Origin of the sequence: Flavobacterium sp. IB48 (assembly GCF_016405855.1) — a bacterium.
GTDB lineage: Bacteria > Bacteroidota > Bacteroidia > Flavobacteriales > Flavobacteriaceae > Flavobacterium > Flavobacterium ginsengisoli.
Genome location: NZ_JAEFCA010000001.1, coordinates 1,545,025 through 1,559,492 on the forward strand (window position 1 = coordinate 1,545,025; position 14,468 = coordinate 1,559,492).

General features: G+C 33.6%; 12 protein-coding genes. 7 read left to right on the top strand and 5 right to left on the bottom strand.

What is annotated here, in order from left to right; translation table 11 throughout:
* The first annotated feature begins 5 nt into the window (after positions 1 to 5).
* Together JC605_RS06720 and JC605_RS06725 are read left to right on the top strand one after the other, a co-directional pair.
* Positions 6 to 1,346 carry a dihydroorotase gene (locus JC605_RS06720; RefSeq protein ID WP_198855441.1) on the top strand — a complete coding sequence of 447 codons (1,341 nt, stop codon included), beginning with the start codon at positions 6 to 8 and terminating at the stop codon, positions 1,344 to 1,346.
* A 9-nt stretch (positions 1,347 to 1,355) separates the two neighbouring features.
* Positions 1,356 to 1,844 carry a DUF4296 domain-containing protein gene (locus tag JC605_RS06725; RefSeq protein ID WP_198855442.1) on the top strand — a complete coding sequence of 163 codons (489 nt, stop codon included), beginning with the start codon at positions 1,356 to 1,358 and terminating at the stop codon, positions 1,842 to 1,844.
* Here JC605_RS06725 and JC605_RS06730 read toward each other — a convergent pair.
* Positions 1,839 to 2,840 carry an NAD-dependent epimerase/dehydratase family protein gene (locus tag JC605_RS06730; RefSeq protein WP_198855443.1) on the bottom strand — a complete coding sequence of 334 codons (1,002 nt, stop codon included), beginning with the start codon at positions 2,838 to 2,840 and terminating at the stop codon, positions 1,839 to 1,841. The two genes, JC605_RS06725 and JC605_RS06730, sit on opposite strands and share 6 nt — an antisense overlap.
* A gap of 233 nt (positions 2,841 to 3,073) precedes the next feature.
* Here JC605_RS06730 and tyrS point away from each other — a divergent pair, with 233 nt between their 5' ends.
* Together tyrS and JC605_RS06740 are read left to right on the top strand one after the other, a co-directional pair.
* Positions 3,074 to 4,369: a tyrosine--tRNA ligase gene (gene tyrS, locus JC605_RS06735; protein ID WP_198855444.1), complete on the top strand. Its 1,296-nt coding sequence runs from the start codon at positions 3,074 to 3,076 to the stop codon at positions 4,367 to 4,369.
* 173 nt (positions 4,370 to 4,542) lie between these two features.
* On the top strand, positions 4,543 to 4,887 hold the full coding sequence (locus JC605_RS06740) for a hypothetical protein (protein WP_198855445.1): 345 nt from the start codon (positions 4,543 to 4,545) through the stop codon (positions 4,885 to 4,887).
* Between the two features lie 68 nt (positions 4,888 to 4,955).
* On the opposite strand, the gene JC605_RS06745 is transcribed toward JC605_RS06740, so the two are convergent.
* The 4 genes from JC605_RS06745 to JC605_RS06760 form a co-directional block, all read right to left on the bottom strand.
* On the bottom strand, positions 4,956 to 5,936 hold the full coding sequence (locus tag JC605_RS06745; RefSeq protein ID WP_198855446.1) for an acyl transferase: 981 nt from the start codon (positions 5,934 to 5,936) through the stop codon (positions 4,956 to 4,958).
* 140 nt (positions 5,937 to 6,076) lie between these two features.
* Positions 6,077 to 6,415: a T9SS type A sorting domain-containing protein gene (locus tag JC605_RS06750; protein ID WP_095928275.1), complete on the bottom strand. Its 339-nt coding sequence runs from the start codon at positions 6,413 to 6,415 to the stop codon at positions 6,077 to 6,079.
* Positions 6,416 to 6,522: 107 nt separating this feature from the next.
* On the bottom strand, positions 6,523 to 7,701 hold the full coding sequence (locus JC605_RS06755) for a hypothetical protein (protein WP_198855447.1): 1,179 nt from the start codon (positions 7,699 to 7,701) through the stop codon (positions 6,523 to 6,525).
* Between the two features lie 213 nt (positions 7,702 to 7,914).
* Positions 7,915 to 10,689 (bottom strand): TonB-dependent receptor, encoded by a 2,775-nt coding sequence (locus JC605_RS06760; RefSeq protein WP_198855448.1) that lies wholly within the window; start codon positions 10,687 to 10,689, stop codon positions 7,915 to 7,917.
* Between the two features lie 243 nt (positions 10,690 to 10,932).
* Between JC605_RS06760 and JC605_RS06765 the strand changes: the two genes are divergently transcribed.
* The 3 genes from JC605_RS06765 to JC605_RS06775 all read left to right on the top strand — a co-directional run bounded on the left by JC605_RS06765 (position 10,933) and on the right by JC605_RS06775 (position 14,382).
* Positions 10,933 to 11,616 (top strand): response regulator transcription factor, encoded by a 684-nt coding sequence (locus JC605_RS06765; RefSeq protein ID WP_008465097.1) that lies wholly within the window; start codon positions 10,933 to 10,935, stop codon positions 11,614 to 11,616.
* Between the two features lie 206 nt (positions 11,617 to 11,822).
* Positions 11,823 to 12,908, top strand: a complete 1,086-nt coding sequence (locus tag JC605_RS06770; protein WP_198855449.1) for a cell wall metabolism sensor histidine kinase WalK — start codon at positions 11,823 to 11,825, stop codon at positions 12,906 to 12,908.
* A 163-nt stretch (positions 12,909 to 13,071) separates the two neighbouring features.
* Positions 13,072 to 14,382, top strand: a complete 1,311-nt coding sequence (locus JC605_RS06775; protein ID WP_198855450.1) for a porin — start codon at positions 13,072 to 13,074, stop codon at positions 14,380 to 14,382.
* The last annotated feature ends 86 nt before the right edge of the window (positions 14,383 to 14,468 follow it).

The window sequence follows — 14,468 nt, forward strand, 5'->3', positions numbered from 1 at the left end:
CCGAAATGAACAGGATTTTAATAAAGAATGCCAAAATTGTAAACGAAGGGACAATTTTTGAAGGTGATGTTTTAATTGAAAACGATTTGATTGTTGAAATTGCAGACAGCATTTCATTAAAAACTTCAGATTGTATCGTTATTGATGCTGAAGGAAATTATTTAATGCCAGGCGCGATAGACGATCAAGTGCATTTTAGAGAACCAGGTTTAACGCATAAAGGTGATATCGAATCGGAATCTCGTGCTGCAGTTGCGGGCGGAATAACCTCTTTTATCGAGCAGCCAAATACGGTTCCAAATGCGGTGACGCAGGAAATATTAGAAGATAAATATCAAATTGCTTCTCAAAAATCATTTGCGAATTATTCGTTTATGATGGGAGCAACAAACGATAATTTGGAAGAAGTTTTAAAAACAAATCCAAAAAATGTTGCAGGAATCAAGATTTTCTTAGGTTCGTCAACAGGAAATATGTTGGTTGACAATGAAGCGGTTTTAGAAAAAATATTCTCAAGCACTCCAATGTTAATTGCAGTTCACTGTGAAGACGAAACTACGATTAAAAATAATCTTGCGGCTTTTAAAGAACAATACGGCGACGACGTTCCAGTAACGGCACATAATTTAATTAGAAGTGCAGAAGCGTGTTATATTTCTTCTTCAAAAGCTGTTGCGTTGGCAAAACGTACAGGAGCTAGATTGCATATTTTCCATCTTTCAACTGCAAAAGAAATGGAATTATTTACGAATAAAATTCCGTTAGAAGATAAAAAGATCACGGCAGAGGTTTGTGTACACCACCTTTGGTTTACAGATGAAGATTATAAAACAAAAGGGAATTTCATTAAATGGAATCCTGCAGTTAAAACTGCTGAAGATCGTGCCGAACTTTGGAAGGCTTTAAACGATGGAAGAATTGACGTAATAGCAACAGATCACGCACCTCATACCAAAGAAGAAAAAATGCAATCTTATTTGAACGCGCCTTCTGGAGGTCCACTTGTTCAACATGCTGTTGTCGCAATGTTTGAAGCACATCATCAAGGAAAAATTACAGTGGAGAAAATCGTGGAGAAAATGTGCCACAATCCAGCTAAAATTTTCAAAATAGAAAAAAGAGGATTTATTAGAGAAGGTTACCACGCCGATTTAGTAATTGTTAATCCAAGTTTGCCTTGGAGCGTAAAGCCAGAAAACATTTTGTACAAATGCGGATGGTCTCCGTTTGAAGGATATACTTTCAAATCTAGAATAACACATACTTTTGTAAACGGTGAATTGGTTTACAATAACTTTAAAGTAAAAGATACCAGAGCAGGTAAAAGACTATTGTTTGACAGATAAAAAATGACTATGAAGAATTTTATAGTAATAATATTGGTTTTGTTTCTTTCTATAAGCTGTAAAAAGGATTTGGTAAAACAGCCTGCAAAGCTTATTGAGAAAGGTAAAATGATTGATATTATGTATGATTTATCTCTTTTGGAAGCAATGAGATATCAGAAACCTTTGTCTTTGGACTCGATTGAAAATGATCCGAAAATGTTTATTTTGAAAAAATACAAAGTAGATAGTCTTCAGTTTGCCCAAAGCAACATGTATTATGCTTCAGATTATGAGAACTATAAAGATATGTTTGATGAGGTAAATAAAAGAATTTCTGTAAACCAAAGGGCAGCAGATTCTTTAGCTAAAATTGATGAGAAAAAAGCAGCTAAGGAAAGTAAGAAGAAGGCCAAAGAAGCCTCAAAAGATTCTATTCAAAAGCCAGCTCCACGAGTTAATGACGATTCTATAAGAAGAGCTCGCATGCAAATGCGAGATAGAACAAAAAAACTATAGTTTAGCGCTGTCTTTAATATATCGATGAATATCAGTAAAAACCGTTCCTAGAGCGGTTTTTATTTTTTCATTACTATACAAATTCTTTGAATACGAAGCTTTTGCTGTTGCTTTTGTGATGCTTCTTTTTCTGAAAAATAAAGTAGAAAAAATTCCGTCTGCAATCCACAATACATTCATCAGGAAAGGTTTGGCATGAATATGAGGTCTCTTCACTTTTAAAACGTCAGAAACGGTATCTAAAAGATCTTTAAAAACAATATTGTCTGCGATAAGAGCGAAACGTTCGTTTATTATTTCGCTTTTCATCAATTCATAACTCGTTTTCACAACATCATCAACCGATATGAAACCTGTGCTTCCAAGTGTGTAGAATGAAAGTCCTTTAGAAACTTTTCTATAGATTTCGCTACTTCCTTCGTCAAAAATAGTCATCATTTTTGGTGGCCCTAAAATAACTCCTGGATTTACAATAATAACATTTAAACCTTCTTGATGTCCACGCCAAACTTCCATTTCAGCACCGTATTTAGAAATGGCATAATCACTATGCGGTTTCTCAGGATTCCAATCTGTTTCTTCGGTAATATGCGTTTCGTGAGCAGCAATATCTCCTAATGCGGCAATAGAACTGATGTAGCAAAACTTTTCTACTTCTTTGGCGATAGCAAAATTGACTATGTTTGCAGTTCCTTCAATATTGGTTTTTCTAAGAATTTCTTCGTCTTTTGGTTCAAACGAAATAAAAGCTGCGCAGTGATATACTTGTTTGATATCGATAAAAGCAGTTTCAAGTGAAGGTATGTCTAGAATATCGGCTTCAAGCCAATTGATTTTTTCAAACAAATCTGCTTTTTTATACAAATCAAAAACCGATTTTGTCTTCTGAATATTTTTTTCTGTTCTGTAAATAACCCGAACATTTTCTCCATTTTCAATTAAATGAAGCAATAAATGCGCGCCGACTAAACCAGTTCCTCCAGTTACTAATACCATTTTGTAAAGATAAGTTTTTGTTGTAAAGGTGCAAAGGTGTAGAGGGACAAAGTTGCAAAGGTTTTTTGCTTTTTGCTACAAATGCGCTAAGACGCAAAATTTTTTATTTCAATAAATTTTATGCAATACTTCCATAGTAAAAACAAAAACTTTGTGCCTTAGTGTCTTCGTGGCAGACTTTTTTGTCATTACCATTGACATTGATTACATTTGCGCAAATTATTTAAGAAAAAATGAAGAATCTAGTTGAAGAATTAAAATGGCGCGGGTTATATCATGATAGTATGCCTGGAACAGAAGAACAATTACTAAAAGAAGCTACAACTGCGTATATTGGTTTTGATCCAACGGCAGATTCTCTGCACATCGGAAGTATGGTTCAGATCATTTTATTAGTTCACTTAAAGAATTTTGGTCACAGACCAATTGCTTTGGTTGGTGGAGCAACTGGAATGATTGGAGATCCTTCTGGTAAATCTGATGAAAGAAACTTGCTTGACGAAGTAGCTTTGGCTAAAAACGTTGCTGGAATTAAAAGTGTTTTATCTCGTTTCTTAGATTTTAATTCAACTGATGCAAATGCGCCAGTAATGGTGAATAACTACGATTGGATGAAGGAATTTTCTTTTATCGATTTTGCACGTGAAGTTGGAAAAAGAATTACTGTAAATTACATGATGGCTAAAGATTCTGTAAAAAAGAGATTTAGCGGAGAAGGAGAGGGAATGTCTTTTACAGAGTTTACATACCAGTTAATTCAAGGTTACGATTTTTATCATTTATACAAAAATAACAATTGCATTCTGCAAATGGGCGGTTCTGATCAATGGGGTAATATTACCACAGGAACAGAATTAGTGCGTAGAATGGGTGGAGAAAATGCAAAAGCATATGCTTTAACAACTCCATTAATTACAAAAGCTGACGGATCTAAATTTGGTAAATCTGAAGGCGGAAATGTTTGGTTAGATGCTGATAAAACTTCGGTTTACAAATTTTACCAATTTTGGGTAAATACAACTGATGTTGATGCTGAGAAATACATCAAGATTTTTACTTTCTTAGATAAAGATACTATTGATGCTTTAATTGAAGAGCATAAAACAGCTCCACATTTGAGAGTTTTACAAAAGAAATTAGCAGAAGAAATTACTGTTTTTGTTCACAATAGAGAAGAATTAGAAAAAGCAATTCAGGCTTCAAATATCTTGTTTGGAAATTCAACGGCAGAAGATTTGAAAAAATTGGATGAAGCTACTTTCTTAGAAGTTTTTGACGGAGTTCCACAAGCTGAAATCGCAAAAGCTGATTTAGAAAACGGATTGGAAATTATTACTGTTTTAAATGAAAAAACAGGTTTCTTTAAATCAAACGGAGAAGCTAGAAGAGCTTTAACCGCAAACTCAATCTCTGTAAACAGAGAAAAGATAAAAGAGGATTTCGTTTTAACTGCAAATGATTTAATCAATAATCAATTTGTTTTATTGCAAAGCGGAAAGAAAAATTATTTTGTGATTCGTGTTGTTTAAACAGGTTTAACCGTTTAATCGGTTAATTGTTTAATCGATCCATGAAATCTTAAATTGAATATATAATTCCCAATGTTCGAAAGAATATTGGGAATTTTTTGTTTTAAAGTTCTGATATTGAAAATGTAAATATTTTTTTATTAAGTTTATTCCCTAAAACTAACCTAAAAAATATGATTGGAATTTTACTTATTTACTGGATTTGGAAAGGATATACCAATTTAGCTCTTGAATATGATAAGAACAAATGGGGTTATTTCGGCATTGGAATAGTGTCTTATTATGGAGGTACTCTCGTTGCAGGATTTCTTGTTGGAATTTTAGCTGTCCTTATTAGAGGTGTTGAAAATGTAAATGATGACAGTTTTAGTAATCCGGGATGGAATATACTTTTTGTACTTTTTGGTGCTTTGGCTTGCTACGGAGTTTACAAGCTTTTAGAGAGTAAAGGCGAAAAAGAAAAAGAGCTTCAAAAAAGAGAAGGAATTGAAAGTATTGGTGTAACAGAGGAGAATTAGTTTTTTTGTTTAATCGGTTAATTGTTTTTTTGCGATTAAACGATTACACAAATCAACGATTAACCAATTTAAAGAACCATCAAATTACATCCACGAATATCAGAATTATCAAAACGTCCTAATACTTCGAAAGAGTTGTTGGGATTTTTTTTGCCTAAATCCTGCGTAGCAATAAAAGAACACGAATTAATATTAGCTAAATCAATCACATTGATTCCGCCAGTTCTTCCGTCTTTGACATAAGTTAAAGCATCTTCCGGATCTCGAACTAAAATATGCATCCAAGAAGGGCATTCAAAAACTCCTTCGCCAAGAGAATAAGCTTGCGCTAAAAGCTCCGTCATTCCATATTCTGAATGAATAGATGAAACGCCAAAACCTTTACATAAAATGTCATGCAATTCTTCACGAATCATTTCTTTGCGTTTTCCTTTCATTCCTCCAGTTTCCATAATAATGGTATTTTGAAGGTTAAATTGGTGTTTTTCGATCAGATCTAATAAAGCATACGTAACACCAATTAAAATTACATTTTGGCCTGCTTCGTCGAGCTCAAGAAGTTTTTTGATTAAGTCGTCGTGATTGTGCAAATAAAACCCGCTTTCAGGCTGATTAGAGAGTTTTATTAAATCTTCGACCATGTAAATTAACGAAGAGCCTTCGCGTTCTAAATAAGACGGCAAAAGGGCTAAAACAACGTAATCTTCGATATTGCCATAAAACTGAGAAAATCCTTTGCGGTAACTTTCCTCATATAGAGAAACATCGGTCACGATATGTCTGCTAGTAATCATTCCGGTTGTGCCGCTGCTTGTAAAAGTTACTTGTGCAGGATCTGTATTAGAAACCACATCATGACTTTTGAAAAACTGAATGGGTAAAAAAGGAATTTGCTGCAGTGATTTTACTTGTTGCGGATTAACCTTTAAAAAATCACAGAATTCACGATAAACTTTGTTGTTCTCGTGCTGAAAACGAAACACTTTTAATGCTATTTTTTCAAATTGTTTCTGACTTGAAATGGTAAAGATATCGTTGGCTGTGATCAAAACTTTTTTTTTGCAAAGATATTATATTTAGTGTTTAGTCGCAGTATTCAGTCACAGTTTTCAATCTTGGTTTGCAGTAAAGTGTGTAAACTAAATACAGGCACTGAGTCTTAAAACTAAAAAAAGCTCCAATGGAGCTTTTATCGTATAATGAGTTTTCGGGTTGCCGATGCGTTTTGTTCACTTATTTTGATGATATATACACCAGGAGGTAATTCTGCAACACTTAGTTCTCTTGAAACTAAATGGGCTTGCAAAACTTTTTTTCCTAAGATGTCAAACACAATAATTTCTTTCTCTAAATCGTTTTTAGACGATATATAGACTTTGCCATTTGTCACTGGGTTAGGATACAAGCTTAAACCCTCAATAGAAGTAGATTCTTGAGTTTTTGGTAATTGCTTGCTGTCTTGCGCCGAAACGCTTACAGTAAAGAAAAATGCCAATAAGAAAGTAATATAAAAGTAGTTTTTTGCCATCGCGTATATTTGGATATTGTAAATATACAAAAAAAATTACAAAAAGTACGCCAAAAAAAAACATCCTAAAGAATTAGGATGTTTTTAACATTATGTGTTCGAAGTGATTAGAAACCTACTGACCATCCAGCAGCCCATGTTGGTTGAGCAATACCAGCTCCAGCTCCAGTTGCAGAAGCTGACTCAACAGCTACAGCAGAAACATTAGCTGAAGTTCCGTCTGTTTTCTTTCCTTTAGTTTTTGTAGCTATATCAGCACCAAATAAGATGTTTGTGATTTTTAAATCTGTACCAACAAAAGCGATAGTTTCATCGTTTTCAACATCAACACCAGTTGCCCAAGCAGTTACTACTACGTTAGAGAATTTAGCTTTAGTTCCTCTTCTTAATTTGATAGCTTGGTTTTCTTGGAAGTTTGCTGTAGAAGCTGTACTTCCAGGTCCAACAAGAGTTAAGTTTGTAATAGTTGGGTTAGAGATTGGAGCAAAAGCATATCCAAATTCGAAGTTATCAGCTTCAATTCCTCTGTTTCCTTTTCCGAAATCTAATTTACCGTACCAGTTTTCGTTTGTTCCACTCCATCCTTCAGTCCAGTCAAATTGGTCATCTTCGTTACCGATAGAGATTAAGTTTTTAGTATTTACAGTTCCTCCGAAGAATTCAAATCCGTCATCAGCTCCGTAGTAAGCTTGTACATTTTCAACAGTTGTACCTGAACCAACTCCGAAGAATGAAAGTCCGTTGAATTCTTTTTCAGTATTGAAAGCAGCACCAGCGTACTCAATTCTTAAATATTTAATAGAACCTGAATTGTCATTAGCAACAGTTCCACCATAAGTTAACTCAGCAACTTCAGATGTAGCTGTAGTAGTCTTACCATTATCACGGTTGATTGGCGCTTTTCCACAAATTACTAATCCACCCCATTTACCAGCAGCTTTTACAGAAGCAGTCATAATAACTGGTTTAGCAGCAGTACCGTTTACGTTGATTTTACCACCTTGCGCAACTGCGATGTAAGCAGCAGTTCCACCTGTTCCTTCAATTACTGTTCCAGCAGGAATTGTCAAAGTAGCACCATTTTCTACTTTAATAGCTCCAGTTAATTTGTACGTTTTAGTAGCATCAAGAATTACTTCACCATCAGTAATTTTTCCTTGAAAATTAGCAGGATCTGCTGTAAACGTAGAAGTTGGTTTTTTATCATCATCGTTAGAAGAACAGCTTGTAAGCAAAACTCCTGATAAAGCAAAAACTGTAACGAAATTTAAAATTGATTTTTTCATAATCGTTTTAATAATTTTTTTTTGTGTTTAATTTCTGTTGCAAAGATGGATTAGAAATCTTTTTTAGGTGTTAAGCTACTGTAATTGTTAGTTTAACAAAACGAATGCTTTATATTAAGGAAATGTTAATTTGTTAAGGAAATATTTTGAATTAAAGAGCAAAAAAAAGACAGCTTTTAGAAGCTGTCTTTTTTAATTAAATATTTTTTCGGTTTAGAACTCGTAACTAAACTGTAGGCTTAAATTCAATCCTTTTTTGTAGCTCAAAACGCTTACATCGCCCGATTTGTTTTCTTGAACTCTGTCTATAGTTGGGTTAAGTAAGTTTTTTGCAACAAAACCAAGGCTATAGTTTTTGTTCAATTTCGATTTTGCAATAAAGTCTAATGAACCAACAGCTTTGTCAACTAAATCACCTTTTTCTAATGTACCAATTGCATTTACTCGATCAGAGAAATAATTGTAAGCTATAGTTGTTGTCAAATTGCTTTTTTTGTCATTCCATTCGTTGAAGAAAGATAAATCGGCATTTAATAACAAAGGAGAAGCTCCTGTAAATTTACCTGTTGTGTTGGTAAAAGTAGTTGGACGTGTTCCTTGTGTTTCTTCTTGAACTTTTTCGTTATTCAGCTCTTGTTTGCTGTATAAGTAAGATACGTTGATTCCTCCAGTTAATTTTTTAGCATTTTCGCTATCGAAATTAAAAAGTGTTTTCTTGTATTCTACCTCTGCTCCAGCTACATAACCATAATCTCCTGAGTTTACATAAGAGATATCATTTGTAGAAGAGTTAATAACTACTTCGTTAATTGGGTTTAAGATGTATTTTCCGAAACCTGTTACAGAAAGAACTTCATCACTGTTCGGGAATATTTCCCATTTTAAGTCAAAGTTGTAATCATCTGAAGCATATAAAAATGGGTTACCAATTTTAGCTTGTAAAAATTCTTCGTAGATAAAAGGAGATCTTTCTTTGAATTGTGGCAATGTATAAGTTTTACTGAATCCGAAACGTAAATTTTGTTTTTCGTTAAGTTCATATTTCAATACCAAACTTGGTAAGAAAGCTGTTTTGTCTAATTTATCGCTTCCTCCTGCAGGATCTAACTGCGTGCTCCAGTCAACAGTTTGTGTAATAACTTCAGCTCTTAATCCTAAAACTGCAGTAAATTTATTGTTGAATTTGTATTCTGTATTTAAGAAACCTCCATTAATAGTCAAGTCTCCATTATATGTTTGTGGGTCAAGTGCGTTTGGAACTTCTGGTCCTCCACGGAAAGTAGAAATGGTAAAGAAGTTGTTATCCAAGTTTTGTTGGTTGTAGAATAAATCCAAGTTATTTGGGTCTACGATATCACCTGTATGAGAAACTGGGAATGTTGTAGTTTTAAAGTTGAATTGAGTTGCCTCAAAATCTCTGTTTTTAAACCTTCCGTTGTAGCCTAAAGTAAATTTTCCTTTGTAATCTCCTTCTTCATTTTTATTGAATTTGTAGTTTACAGATAAATTTGCCGCTAATTCGTTTTCCTTTAAAGTTTGAAAATAACGGTGGTTGTTTGGCGCAGATTGAGAGTTGATTACATAACCTTGGTCAAGAACATTCATAGTGTTGTATGTTCTGTCTGGAATATCTTGTTTTACAGTATTAAAAGATCCGCCCCAGTTAAATGTGCTTCTATCGCTTAATTTGTGCTCTCCTAATAATTGGTTTACCCATAAAGCCGATTTTTCATATTCATTTCTTCGGATGTATCCGTTTCCTTCGTTTGCTAAGTCAACAATATAACCTCTTGATTCTTCTTTTCTTTGAGTAGAGGTATTGATGAACAAAGTATTGAAGTTAATCTTGTTATTGCTGTTAATTTTGTATCCAGCATTAAACATTGCAGTAGTGTTTGTATTGTATGAAAGATAGTTGTAATCCAAATCTTTTCCAGCAACACCAGCAGCATTAACACTACCTCTTGCAATACCTTCTGTTCTTGAAGCATATTCGTTTGTGAAAGATGCAGTTCCGAAGATATTGATTTTTCCTTCTTCACCAACGTTATAAGAATCACCACCTGAGATTCCAAAAGATCCTCCAATTGGCGTCTTTTTGTCAAATTGCAAAGAACCGTAATTGTATTGTGTCAAAGGATTATTTGGGATTTCAGCTTTGCTAAATCCAAAAGCATTTGGTCCTTTTTGTAAAGTAAAATTGTTTTCGCTAATAGCGTTTGTATTTATTTTTGATTCAAAATCAATTTTTAAGAAACCGTTCCCTTTGTAATCTTTTGAAACGATGTCAACATTTCCTCCAGCAAAATCTCCAAAGAATTTTCCGTTGTATACTTTGTCGATAGAAACATATTCAATAATATCTGTTGAGAAAATATCTAAATTGATGTTTTTCTTCTCAGGATCATTTGATGGAATTGGAAGTCCATTCATTGTTGTAGAGTTGTAACGATCTCCTAAACCTCTCACAAAAATGTTATTGGTTCCTTCTTGTTTAGTAATACCAGTAGTTTTTACAACAGCATTGGCAACATCGCTCACGCCTTTTTTAGAAAGTTCTTGTGCACCAATAGCTTGTTTAATATCTACAGCATTTTTTTGTTCTAGAAGTAAAGCAGATTCTTTTTGTTTGCCTCCAGTTGAAGCTTGAACCACTACATCTTTAAGAGTATAACTTCCTGATGAAAGTCCTTGATTAACCACTACAGTTTCATTTGCTTTTACAGCAACAGGAGCTTCTACAGATTCATATCCTAAAAAACTAAAGATTAAAGTATAGTTTCCAGGATTTACGCTTAAGGAATATTTTCCGTCTACGTCGGTATTTGCGCTAATATTTGTACCTTTAACTAAAACATTAGCAAATGGTAGAGATGCGTTGTTCATATCTTTGTCAGTTAGAACTCCAGAAATCGTACCTTTGTTTTGCGCGATCGAGATCGTACAGATAAATAATGCAATAAAGAGAAATCTTAAATTGAATTTCATTTTTTTCAGTGTTGTGTTTGTGTCTTAATTATTTTTGTGCAAAGAAAGAACCGCTCTGTGAAGTCCATGTTACCGACTTGTTATGTTTTTGTGTTGTTAAGATTATCAAATTGTTACGAGATTAAATTACGGTTAACACCATTTTTTAAAGGTTCTTTTGTTAGTATATTTACCCTGTGAAATAAGAAATATCGAATGTTTAATGAAGAAGTTTCGATATAAAAATCTCAATTTTTGCTATTTATGAAAAAAACACAAACTAAGATTTTATTAGTTGACGACGAACCAGATATCTTAGAAATCGTTGGCTATAACCTTGCTCAGGAAGGCTACCAGATTGTTACAGCTTCTAATGGAAAAGATGCTATAGCAAAAGCGCAGAAAGAGCTGCCAGAATTAATCATTATGGACGTAATGATGGCAGAAATGGACGGAATGGAGGCTTGCGAGCATATTAGAAAAATTCCAGAATTAAATAATGTTATCATAACATTTCTTACAGCAAGAAGTGAAGATTATTCTCAAGTGGCTGGTTTTGATGCTGGTGCAGATGACTACATTACCAAGCCAATTAAACCAAAATTGTTGGTATCAAAAGTAAAGGCTCTGTTAAGAAGGTTAAAAGAACAAGAAGTTGTTACAGATACTTTAAATGTAGGCGGAATCGAGATTAACCGTGAGGAATACAAAATCATAAAAGGCAATGTAGAAATTGCTTTGCCAAGAAAAGAATTCGAATTATTTTATCTATTGGCTTCAAAACCAGGGAAAGTTTTTAAAAGAGACGAAATCTTGGATAAAGTTTGGGGTAATGAAGTTGTAGTTGGAGGAAGAACAATTGATGTTCACATCAGAAAACTGCGCGAAAAAATAGGAGAAGATCTTTTTAAAACTATAAAAGGTGTTGGTTACAAATTTGAAGTTTAGTTTTTTTAAGATGCTAAGATTCTGAGGTGCTAAGTTACTAAGACTCTTTGGGATTTGGTTAAGATTTAAATCCATTCAAATTCTTTTAAAAATATTCAATACATTTAAACCATATAAGGAGCTGAAGTTTATCCGAACTTCAGTTTTTTATATGGTTTTTGAATTACACTTAATTTCTCTTAATCTCTTAATGGTTAAAATTATCAATGAAAATTAATTTTAAAAAAACATACAAATTCGCCATAAAATCGGCATTGTATATCAGTCTTTTTACAACAGCATTTGTACTGATGTTAATGTCATTATTTTATAAAAATCAATTAAAACATCAAGTTGCGTTTGGAATAATTTTCATAATCGTAATCTATATTTTTTCTTTTCTGGTTTTACAATATCGTGTAGAACGCTTTATTTACCGAAGAGTGAAGAAAATTTACGATGAGGTTTCGTTGCTAGAATCCACAACATTAATCAATCAGCCGATTAATACCGATATGGAAACGCTTTCGCGTGAAGTGAAAAAGTTTGCAACCGATAAAAAGCTCGAAATTGAAATGCTCGAAATTCGTGAACAATATAGAAGAGAGTTTTTAGGAAACGTTTCGCACGAATTAAAAACCCCTTTATTTACTGTTCAAGGTTATGTTTCTACTTTGCTAGATGGCGCAATGGACGATAAAAATATCAGAAAAAAATATTTAAAACGTGCCGAAAAAGGAGTGGAGCGTCTTATATATATTGTTGAAGATTTGGATATGATTACCAAATTAGAATCGGGAGATTTAGATTTAAATATGACTGATTTTGATGTTGTTGAATTGATTCAGAATGTCTTTGAGCTTTTAGAAATGAAGGCAGACAAAAAGAAAATTAAACTAGCTTTTGAAAGCAAAAATGTACAGTCTGTAATGATAAGAGGAGATCAAGACAGAATTCAACAAGTGTTGGAAAATCTGATTGTGAATTCTATTAAATACGGAAAAGAAGGCGGTTTGACTGAAGTTGGCGTAGTAAATTTAACCAAGAAAAAAGTTTTAATACGTATTAGTGATAACGGAGAAGGTGTTGAAAAACAAAACATTCCAAGACTTTTTGAACGTTTTTACAGAGTAGATAAAAGCGGAACAAGATCTGAAGGCGGTTCTGGTTTAGGATTGGCGATTGTAAAACATATTATTGAAGCTCATAAAGAGAAAGTTTACGTAGAAAGTGAGTTCGGAATTGGCTCTGAATTCTCTTTTACACTCGAAAAAGCAAATAAAACGACAAAAATTGACGTTAAAAAATCGTAACGGCAGTTTTGCTAAAAGTCCTAAAACAAAGGTGTTTAACAATAAATAAACATTCCGATTTAGGCCATAACATTAAATTTTTATTATAGTAACATCTGGTTAATGATTTCTTAACATAGGTGCTCCATCTTTGCATCCTGAAATTAAGGGAATTACAGAACTAATGATAAAAAGAAAACTATTAGCCGTTTTATTACTGCTAACTTGTGCAGTCAATGCACAAGAAACAAATAAGCAAGAGCTGAATAAACAGGATGTAAAAAACGAAGTAATGCGTATTTTAGATTCTATAAACAAAGCAAAACTTCCAGAAACCAAGTCTGGAGGAGGAGTTGAAGAACATTGGTACGATAGAATCTCCTTAAGAGGTTATGCACAGATTAGATACAATGGTCTATTATCTACAAACGATAAGGTTTCTTGCGAACAATGTGATAGATCTTGGGGGACTACTTCTACAGCTCCAGATGCCAAAGCAAATAACGGACTTTTTATTCGCCGTGCCCGTTTAGTGTTTTCTGGACAAGTGCATCCGAATGTGTTTTTCTATTTTCAACCCGATTTTGCAAGTTCACCGGCAAGTGGAATTAATAATTTTGTGCAGATTCGTGACTTGTATTTTGATCTTTCTTTTGATAAGAAAAAAGAATATCGCGTTCGTGTTGGACAAAGTAAAATCCCGTACGGATTTGAAAATATGCAATCAAGTTCACAGCGTTTAACTTTAGATCGTGCCGATGCAATAAACTCTTCAATCTTAAATGAACGTGATTTAGGAGTATTCTTTTATTGGGCGCCAGCCGAAATTAGACAGCGTTTTGACATGCTGGTTAAAGATGGTTACAAAGGTTCTGGAGATTTTGGTGTTTTTGCTTTTGGAGTTTACAATGGTCAGATTGCAAATAAACTAGACGGAAACAGAGACTTAAATGTTGTGGCAAGAGTAACATATCCTTTTGTTATTGGAAGTCAGATTATAGAACCAGGAATTCAGGCTTATACTGGTAAATGGGCTTTTACGGGAGAAGTTTCGTCGGGAGTTATTGTTAACGATCCTCAATATGTAAAAGATCAGAGAGTTGGAGCGACTTTCGTTTTATATCCAAGACCATTCGGAATCCAGACAGAATATAATATAGGAACTGGACCGAGATACAATACTCTTACCAATACCATTGACCAAACCGATTTGAACGGTGGTTATGTTTTGTTAAACTATAAATGGGATCTTAAAAAACAGCGTATTTACCCTTTCGCAAAATTTCAATATTATGACGGAGGAAAAAAATACGAAAAAGATGCTAGAAGCTACGTCGTTAGAGATTACGAATTTGGTATAGAATGGCAGCCAATCAAAGCATTTGAGCTAACTGCTGAATATGTAGTGGCAGACAGAAGCTTTGTAGACAGTGCACTTCCAATAAACAGACAACAAGGAAATGTGCTTAGATTACAAGCACAGTTTAACTTCTAAATCGATACAGATTAGATGCATTTGCTATCACAAAGACGCTGATGAAAACTGATTTCTTTATATAAAAAATGAAAAACCTCCAGCTT

What these genes read in the sequence shown, in the direction of transcription:
- JC605_RS06730 (WP_198855443.1), bottom strand. Translation starts at nt 2,840, where the DNA reads ATGGTATTAGTAACTGGAGGAACTGGTTTAGTCGGCGCGCATTTATTG.
- JC605_RS06720 (WP_198855441.1), top strand. Translation starts at nt 6, where the DNA reads ATGAACAGGATTTTAATAAAGAATGCCAAAATTGTAAACGAAGGGACA.
- tyrS (WP_198855444.1), top strand. Translation starts at nt 3,074, where the DNA reads ATGAAGAATCTAGTTGAAGAATTAAAATGGCGCGGGTTATATCATGAT.
- JC605_RS06770 (WP_198855449.1), top strand. Translation starts at nt 11,823, where the DNA reads ATGAAAATTAATTTTAAAAAAACATACAAATTCGCCATAAAATCGGCA.
- JC605_RS06740 (WP_198855445.1), top strand. Translation starts at nt 4,543, where the DNA reads ATGATTGGAATTTTACTTATTTACTGGATTTGGAAAGGATATACCAAT.
- JC605_RS06755 (WP_198855447.1), bottom strand. Translation starts at nt 7,701, where the DNA reads ATGAAAAAATCAATTTTAAATTTCGTTACAGTTTTTGCTTTATCAGGA.
- JC605_RS06725 (WP_198855442.1), top strand. Translation starts at nt 1,356, where the DNA reads ATGAAGAATTTTATAGTAATAATATTGGTTTTGTTTCTTTCTATAAGC.
- JC605_RS06750 (WP_095928275.1), bottom strand. Translation starts at nt 6,415, where the DNA reads ATGGCAAAAAACTACTTTTATATTACTTTCTTATTGGCATTTTTCTTT.
- JC605_RS06775 (WP_198855450.1), top strand. Translation starts at nt 13,072, where the DNA reads ATGATAAAAAGAAAACTATTAGCCGTTTTATTACTGCTAACTTGTGCA.
- JC605_RS06765 (WP_008465097.1), top strand. Translation starts at nt 10,933, where the DNA reads ATGAAAAAAACACAAACTAAGATTTTATTAGTTGACGACGAACCAGAT.
- JC605_RS06760 (WP_198855448.1), bottom strand. Translation starts at nt 10,689, where the DNA reads ATGAAATTCAATTTAAGATTTCTCTTTATTGCATTATTTATCTGTACG.